Genomic DNA, 7,764 nt, shown 5'->3' with positions numbered 1-7,764 from the left:
AGTAACGCTTTGGCTGCTGATCGTGACCACGCTTTCGGCGCTGGCAAGCCTTTGGCCAGCCCTGCGCGCGGCGCAGGTCAGCGTGCGAGAGGCTCTGGCGTACGAGTGAGGATCAAAAAGAAGGAGGTAAACCCATTGCACTTTGCAAGGAAAACCCAACGAAACAGCTACGCCCAAAAGGCTGTATTGGTCACCGGCTGCTCTTCGGGCATAGGCCGCGCCATCGCAACCCATCTGTCGGCAAACGATTTCACGGTATTTGCAACCGTCAGAAAGAGCGAAGATGTGGAGAAGAGCTGCGAAGACCCAACCTGATCCCAACCTATCCTCTCGATTTGACAAACTTGGACCATATCCAGAAAGTCCGGGCGTTTGTCGAAGAGGAGTTGAGACATCGAGAGCTTGAGGGATTGTACGGGTTGATCAATAACGCCGGGGGTGGAAGCATCGCCCCCATCGAACTACTGGATTTGGACAGATTCCACACGGAACTACAAGCTCGCGTCCTCGGACCGGTCGCCTTGTTACAATCCTTCCTACCGCTGCTTCGCGAGGCCAAGGGACGCGTGCTCTGGATAGCCACACCGGCACTACTGCCAAGCCCCTACTTAACGGACATCCATGCCTGCGATTTTGCGGTCAACTTCATCGCCAGAACCCTCCAAATCGAGCTCATGCCCTGGAACATCCCAAGCATCCTAATCCGCTGCGGGGGCATAAAAACCGACTCTCCCCAAAGGACATATCGCACCCTAGCCGAGGATGTACAAAATTGGCCCAGGGAAAGATATGAGCTGTACGCGAGGGCGTTGGAAAAAACCCAAAGGGATCTGAGAGAGTTCGATAAAAAGCGAACCGAGCCCTCAGAGGTGGCCAAAGTCGTTTATAAGGCGCTTACCAGCCCAAAGCCGAAAAGGAGATATCAGGTGGGGTACATGTCTGGCTTCGCCGCTCTTCTTGAGTTGCTCCCCCAGACAACGATAGATTCCATTATCGAAAGAAGAAACAGGAAGCTATACCGAGGGAGGTAGTCTCCCTCATGGGCGTTGCCGGGGCAGAGGTGATTCATGAATCGCCCCGGCCCACAGGTAGGCGAAGGATACGTTTAAACTCCTGCGAGAATTCCCCTCGGCCAATGCTGTTCACCGGGCCGCGCAGCCATACCCGGCCGTCATTGGCTATGCGAACATCCAGCGCCCCACCAGGCATATGCACGGTAACCTCATGATCACAGCTACCCAACCGATGGACCACGCCCGCCGCCGCACAACTGCTGCTGCCCGAGGCCAGCGTGTATCCCGACCCCCGTTCCCAGATCTCGATGCGGATGTTCCTCCGATCCAGCACGCGCACGAACTGGACGTTCGTCCGATTCGGGAACAGGGGATGCGCCTCCAACAAAGGGCCGTACGTACGAGCCACCCGCCAGTCCACTTCGTCCAGGATGATGACGCAGTGCGGGTTGCCGATGGAAACGGCGGAGAACTCGAGCTCCCGGTCGGCCACGGTGACCCGCTCCCGCAGCACCTCACGAGGCGGCCCGGACACGGGGATCTCCTCGCTCCAGAACGTCAGCCGCCCCATGTCCACCGTGCTCACGCTCCCATCGGCGGCCTCCAGATGCACCTCCACCTCTCCCCCCGACGTGGCGATCGTGAACCGCTCCGTGGCGACGTAGCCTGCCTCCAACAGGTACCGAGCGAAGATCCGCACCCCGTTACCGCTCTTCTCCGCCTCGCTGCCATCGGCGTTGTAGATCCGTAGAGTCCACTCCCGCTCACCAGGCACAGGCCCATACAACACACCATCAGCCCCGATTCCACGGTGGCGATCGCAAATCGTCCGCACGGCATCAGGTGTCAGGAGCACATCACAGGTCACCGGATCGATCACCAGATAGTCGTTACCTAAAGCGTGATATTTGTGGTATTCTGCCATGCAAAGCATCCCATCACTCAGCTACGACCGTCCCGCTCCAGGCGTGAAGACGATCCAGGAGGCACCCCCATGACCCGATGGCATGATGACGACCGATTCTGGGAGAAGACGCGAGATCGGATGTTCCACCGGCGACGCTGGGAGACAGCCCCGGCCGAGGTGGAGGCCGCCTTGAGATTGCTGGGGGTCCCAGAGGGGGCATCCATCCTGGACCTCCCCTGCGGTCCCGGGCGACATGCCCTGGAGTTAGCCCGCCGTGGATTCCAGGTCACCGGCGTCGACCGCACGGCCGCCTACCTGGACGAGGCCCGCCGACGCTCACAGGAGGCCAACGTGCAGGTCGAGTGGATCGAGGCGGACATGCGAGATTTCCGTCGGCCAGGGGCGTTTGACGCCATCATCAACCTGTTCACCTCCTTCGGCTACTTCGAGGATCCTGCCGAGGATCGCCGGGTGGCCGAGAACTTCTTCGCCTCCCTCAAGCCCGGCGGGCGGCTGCTCATGGACATGATGGGGAAAGAGGTACTCGCGCGCGTCTTCCGAGAGCGGGACTGGCATGAGGAAGAAGATGGCACGCTCTTCCTGGAGGAACGCACCATCACCCGGGACTGGAGCTGGCTCGAGAATCGTTGGATCGCCATCCGTGGAAGCCGGCGAGAGGAATTCCGGCTGGGCCTTCGGCTGTATTCAGCGGCCGAGCTGGGCAAGCTGCTAAACGATGTCGGGTTCGTCAAGATCCAGGCATACGGGAGCCTGGAGGGTGGCCCATATGACCACACCGCCCGACGATTGGTGATGCTGGCCCACAAACCCGGGTGAGATCCATCAAGCGCAGAGCCCCACGGAGAAAGCCGGGCGGGCATCATCACTGAGGATGAACCCGCCCGGGCATATCCGCCTATCGATTTCCCGCTCCTACAGCTCCAGCGTCTCCCCCGGCTTCATCACCCGCACCCGGGCCGAAGTCTCCTCCTCCACGCGCTTCGCCCAGGCATACGGATCCTGGCGGATGACATCGAAGGTGTCGTAATGGATCGGAACGACCAGCCCGGGCTCGATGAGCTTCACCGCCCGCAGCGCATCGTCGGGCCCCATGGTGAAGTTGTCTCCGATGGGCAGGATCGCCAGATCGATCCCCTCCTCGCCGATGAGCTTCATGTCGTAGAACAGGCCGGTATCGCAGGCGTGGTAGATCTTCTTGCCCTCGATGTAGAGCAGGAACCCGGCCGGGTTGCCGCCGTAAGATCCATCGGGGAGCGCAGAGCCATGTTGAGCGATGGTTAGTTTGACCCGCCCCCACGGGTAGTCATATCCTCCCCCGATGTGCTGTGGGTGAGCATTCTGCACTCCCTGGGCGACTAGCCAGTTCTGAATTTCGAAATTGGAGATCACCGTCGCCCCGGTCCGCTTGGCGATCGCCACAGTATCCCCCACATGATCACCATGACCATGGGAGACGAGGATGTAATCGGCCTCCACCTCGTCAGCGCTCACCGGTGCCAGCGGGTTTCCCGTGAAGAAGGGGTCTATGAGCAGTTTGACGCCGTTGGTTTCGATCAGGAAGGCAGCATGACTGTACCAGGTAACCTTGATCGCCATCGTTTCCTCCTTGCCATCATCGCTTGGGAGAGCCTTCGTCATCAGCGGAAGCCCTGCGTCGAACCGTGGGGGTGTGTAGGTCTTTCAACCCACATCTTGTGTTCTACACAAAAACATATCCCACATATTGGGCATATCAGAGTGCATCTGAAAAGATCATAAGAACCACAGAGGCGCCAAGCCCGGCAGTCTCCCTCATGGGTGTTGCCGGGGCAGGGGCGATTCATGAATCGTCCCTGCCTACAGGTAGGCGGTGGAAGTGCACTGCAGTGCAGAGTATAAAAGAGGGCATGGCCGCTGTCAAAGCGGGATAGCCCCCCAAAAACAGCAGGCCAAAAGCAGGAAAAGATACACCACCATAACGAGATGGCTATTTTACAAGAGTGCGAGGCGAGGTTACAATAGCCGAAATCCAACGCAGAGGTAACGGTGTCATCCCATGCATCTCCCTCGTATCCTTCCCTTCCGGTTCTCCCGGCCGGCCATCAACCCGGCTTTAAGCGCGGCCGCCCTGGGACACTTCACGTTAGAGCTATGCAACAACTATCTGCCGGCCATCTACCCGATCCTGGTCTCCACCCTGGGATTGACCTATTCACAAATCGGGCTTCTCTCTCTCCTGTCCGGGGCCAGCGGCACGATCCCACAGCCGCTGATGGGCTACCTGGCAGATCGACATGACAACCGATTCTGGGGAGCGCTCAGCCTGATCTGGATCGGCATCATCATGGGGCTGGTGGGGTTCACGAAAGGCTACGCAGCGCTGGCTGTGATGGTCACCCTGGGCTCCTTAGGCTCGGCCATCTTCCATCCGGTGGGCGCAGCCGCCACCTCCGCAGCCAGCCACACCCGGCGCGGTACCGCCATGTCCCTCTTCTCCGTTGGCGGCAACCTGGGGGCTGCGTTCTCCCCGCTCCTCATCACGGCCGTCATCGCCAGCGCAGGGCTGCGCGGCACGGCGATCCTGATCCCCATCGGCGTGGGTATGGGGATCCTCCTGTTCCGCTGGCTGCCCCGCGGCGGGGTCGATGCCGAGGAATCCGCACGTCGGCGCGCCGTCGCCCGCAACGGGCGCCTGGGAGGACTGATCCTGGCCATGATCATCGCCATGATGCACGCGTATCTGCACCGCAGCTTCACCACCTACCTCCCCCTCCTGTATCAGAGCCGCGGCGAGGCGATCTTCGTCGGCAGCGCGTCGCTCTCCGTGATGCTGTTCAGCCTGGGCGGAGGATCTATCGTCGGGGGGATGCTGGCCGATCGCATCGGCCGCTGGCAGACGGAGATGATCGCCTTCCTGGCCATGCCCCCTGTGCTCCTGCTGCTTCTGCACGTGCCTCCCTGGATGACGCTGCCCCTGGTGGCCATCTTCGGCATCCTCAGCGGCATGCCCTTCCCTATCAACCTGGTCATGGGCAATGAATCCTGGCCCCACATGCCCGCCGTGGCCTCCGGGCTGGTGCTGGGCACTGGATGGCTGGTGGGCGGCATCGGGGCATGGGTCACCGGCTACCTGGCCGATCACTGGGGGCTGACCCTGGCGCTCTCCTCGCTCGCCATCCCCGCCCTGCTGGCCGCCGTAGGGGCGCTGGCGTACAGCAGGCTGGGGGCTCCACACGTCCGGGGGTAGCCCCACATCGTGCGGCGTCCCGCACAGGCAACGATTGAACGGTGGATCAGGCTTTCGGGCGCCGCTTTGTCCCCACCCGGCTTTTCGAGTACAATGGGATCGGAGATAGCACCGCACGGAAACGTGAGATGGTGGAAGAGGACGCTGGCGAGTCAGAACGAGCAAGTGAGTCAAGAGGAAAGCAGAGGGCGATTTGAGGCAAGGGGACGTATGGCTGAGCTGACATATGATTTCAATCCCGTGAGCCACATCACCGTGGAGACCATAGGCCCGCCCGGGCAGCGCACGTTCTTCCTGCAGGCCAGCCAGGGGCTGACGCTGTTAACGATGATCATGGAGAAGGAGCAGGCAGCCGCCCTGGCAAGCGCCATCGACCAGCTGCTAGAGCAGCTCGGGGAGAAAGAAGCGGACGAGCCCGAGGAACAGATTGATCTGACGCTACACGAGCCCGTCGATCCCGAGTTCCGCATCGGGCAAATGGGACTGGGATACGAGGAGAACCACGAGCAGGTGGTCGTCATCGTGGAGGAACTGCTTCCCGAGGAGGAGGCCGAGATACGATCGCCCATGACCGCTCGCTTCTGGATGAGCAAGGCCCAGGCGCGGGCGCTGAGCCGGCATGCCGCCGAGGTGGTCGCCGCCGGACGCCCCATCTGCCCGTTGTGCGGCGAACCCATCGATCCGACCGGACATTTCTGCCCCCGTAGCAACGGGCATCAAGGGCGCCACGGCCTCGTGTAATCCCCCAACGCCCCTCTCACGCCGCGATCTCCCGCCGTAAGTTCGCCATCTCGATAGCGGCCATGGCCGCGTGGAACCCCTTGTTCCCGGCCTTGGTGCCGGCGCGCTCGATGGCCTGTTCGATCGTGTCCGTGGTCAGGATACCCAAAATGACGGGCACGCCGGTGCTCAGCCCCACGGAGGCTACTCCCTTGGCCGCCTCGGCCGCCACGAAATCGAAGTGGGGAGTCGCCCCCCGAATCACCGCCCCCAGGCAGATCACCGCATCATAGCGGCCGCTCTCCGCCAACCACCTGGCCACCAGCGGGATCTCGAAAGCTCCCGGCGCCCAGGCAACATCCACATGTTCATCCGCCACACCATGTCGCCGCAGCGCATCCCGCGCGCCTTCCAATAGCTTGCCGGTGATGAACTCGTTGAAACGAGCCACGACCAGGGCGAACCGCAATCCCTGCCCAAGCAGCGTCCCCTCACAGACCTGCCCCATATCGATTCCTCCCATCGGAACTTTCAGAATGTTTCCAGGAGATGCCCCAGCTTCTCCCGCTTAGTCCGCAGATAAAATCGATTCTCCGGCGTCGGCTGCACCACCAATGGAATCCGCTCCACCACATGCAGTCCGTACTCCGCCAGCCCCGCCACCTTGCGAGGATTGTTCGTCAGCAGCCGAAGCTCTCGCACCCCGAGATCGAGCAGGATCTGAGCGCCGACGCTATAGTCCCGCAAGTCAGGAGGGAAGCCCAACTGCTCGTTCGCCTCCACGGTGTCCATCCCCTGTTCCTGCAGGGCATACGCGTGGAGCTTGTTGCACAAGCCGATCCCACGCCCTTCCTGGCGCAGGTAAAGCACAACCCCGCGTCCCTCCGCGCCGATCCGCTGCATCGCCAGGTCGAGCTGGGGACCGCAGTCGCACCGTTGGGAGCCGAAGACCTCCCCCGTGAGACACTCGGAGTGCACTCGCACCAACACGGGGCGGTCGTCATCCACCTCCCCCATCACCAGAGCAAGGTGACACGCGCCGGTGGCGGCCTCCTCGTAGGCCAGGATGGCGAACGTCCCATGCCGGGTGGGCAAATGCGCCTGGGCCACACGCCGAACCCACCTCTCGTGCTGGCGACGATAAGCGATCAAATCGGCGACACGAACGATCTTCAAGCGATGAGCAGCGGCGAAGGCCTCCAGATCCGGCATCCGGGCCATGCTCCCATCCTCCGCCAGGATCTCGCAGATCACGCCGGCCGGCCGCAATCCCGCCAGCCGCGCCAAGTCCACCGCCGCCTCGGTGTGCCCGGCCCGCTCCAACACGCCTCCCTCTCGCGCCCGCAGAGGGAAGACATGTCCGGGCATCACCAGATCCTCCGGCCGGGTCGCCGGGTCGACCAGGGCGCGAATCGTAATCGCCCGATCAGGTGCGGAGATCCCCGTCGTGATGCCATGTCTGGCGTCCACAGAGACGGTAAAGGCCGTCTGGAAGCGTGAGGTGTTCCCATCCGACGGGACCATCATGGGGATTCGCAAAGCGTCCAGGCGATCCCCCGTCAACGCCACACAGATCAATCCACGCCCGTGAGCGGCCATGAAATTGACGGCCTCGGGCGAGACCTTCTCCGCCGCCATCACCAGATCGCCCTCGTTCTCCCGGCCTTCGTCATCCACGACGATGATCATCCGTCCCGCCCGCAGCTCCTCTAACGCCTGCTCGATCGTCGCCAGCGCCATATCCCCCCTTAGAACGTTCTGAACATTCACCGGTAAGGTGGCTGAGGGTCTCCCTCAGCCACCACCTCCCCCTTTCCCGGCCTGCACCTGCCCCTCTCGGCCCTTTCCGAAGGACCCAGGCCGAGGCCGGGCAGGTC

8 protein-coding genes are annotated in these 7,764 nt (G+C 62.2%); 4 read left to right on the top strand and 4 right to left on the bottom strand.

What is annotated here, in order from left to right:
• Positions 1-344 precede the first annotated feature (344 nt).
• A complete protein-coding gene (locus tag GXP39_05860; GenBank protein NOZ27565.1) occupies positions 345-1,031 on the top strand; it encodes an SDR family NAD(P)-dependent oxidoreductase in 687 nt (228 codons plus the stop codon).
• 34 nt (positions 1,032-1,065) lie between these two features.
• Here GXP39_05860 and GXP39_05855 read toward each other — a convergent pair whose 3' ends face one another.
• Positions 1,066-1,938 (bottom strand): diaminopimelate epimerase, encoded by an 873-nt coding sequence (locus GXP39_05855; protein ID NOZ27564.1) that lies wholly within the window; start codon positions 1,936-1,938, stop codon positions 1,066-1,068.
• A 69-nt stretch (positions 1,939-2,007) separates the two neighbouring features.
• Between GXP39_05855 and GXP39_05850 the strand changes: the two genes are divergently transcribed.
• A complete protein-coding gene (locus tag GXP39_05850; GenBank protein ID NOZ27563.1) occupies positions 2,008-2,757 on the top strand; it encodes a class I SAM-dependent methyltransferase in 750 nt (249 codons plus the stop codon).
• A gap of 96 nt (positions 2,758-2,853) precedes the next feature.
• Here GXP39_05850 and GXP39_05845 read toward each other — a convergent pair whose 3' ends face one another.
• The gene (locus GXP39_05845; protein ID NOZ27562.1) at positions 2,854-3,537 is read right to left on the bottom strand and encodes a metal-dependent hydrolase; all 684 of its coding nucleotides are present in this window, start codon (positions 3,535-3,537) and stop codon (positions 2,854-2,856) included.
• Positions 3,538-3,976: 439 nt separating this feature from the next.
• On the opposite strand from GXP39_05845, the gene GXP39_05840 reads away from it, so the two are divergent.
• Positions 3,977-5,167, top strand: a complete 1,191-nt coding sequence (locus GXP39_05840) for an MFS transporter (GenBank protein NOZ27561.1) — start codon at positions 3,977-3,979, stop codon at positions 5,165-5,167.
• Between the two features lie 210 nt (positions 5,168-5,377).
• Complete coding sequence (locus tag GXP39_05835) at positions 5,378-5,908, top strand: DUF3090 family protein (GenBank protein NOZ27560.1); 531 nt, start codon at positions 5,378-5,380, stop codon at positions 5,906-5,908.
• A gap of 16 nt (positions 5,909-5,924) precedes the next feature.
• Here the strand turns inward: GXP39_05835 and GXP39_05830 are convergent, their stop codons facing one another.
• Both GXP39_05830 and GXP39_05825 read right to left on the bottom strand, forming a co-directional pair.
• Positions 5,925-6,395, bottom strand: a complete 471-nt coding sequence (locus GXP39_05830; protein NOZ27559.1) for a 6,7-dimethyl-8-ribityllumazine synthase — start codon at positions 6,393-6,395, stop codon at positions 5,925-5,927.
• 23 nt (positions 6,396-6,418) lie between these two features.
• Positions 6,419-7,627: a bifunctional 3,4-dihydroxy-2-butanone-4-phosphate synthase/GTP cyclohydrolase II gene (locus tag GXP39_05825; protein ID NOZ27558.1), complete on the bottom strand. Its 1,209-nt coding sequence runs from the start codon at positions 7,625-7,627 to the stop codon at positions 6,419-6,421.
• Positions 7,628-7,764 lie beyond the last annotated feature (137 nt).

Source organism: Chloroflexota bacterium (assembly GCA_013152435.1).
Taxonomy (GTDB): domain Bacteria; phylum Chloroflexota; class Anaerolineae; order DUEN01; family DUEN01; genus DUEN01.
Note: the sequence above shows the minus strand (reverse complement) of the source record. Positions and strands in the feature narration are given on the sequence as shown.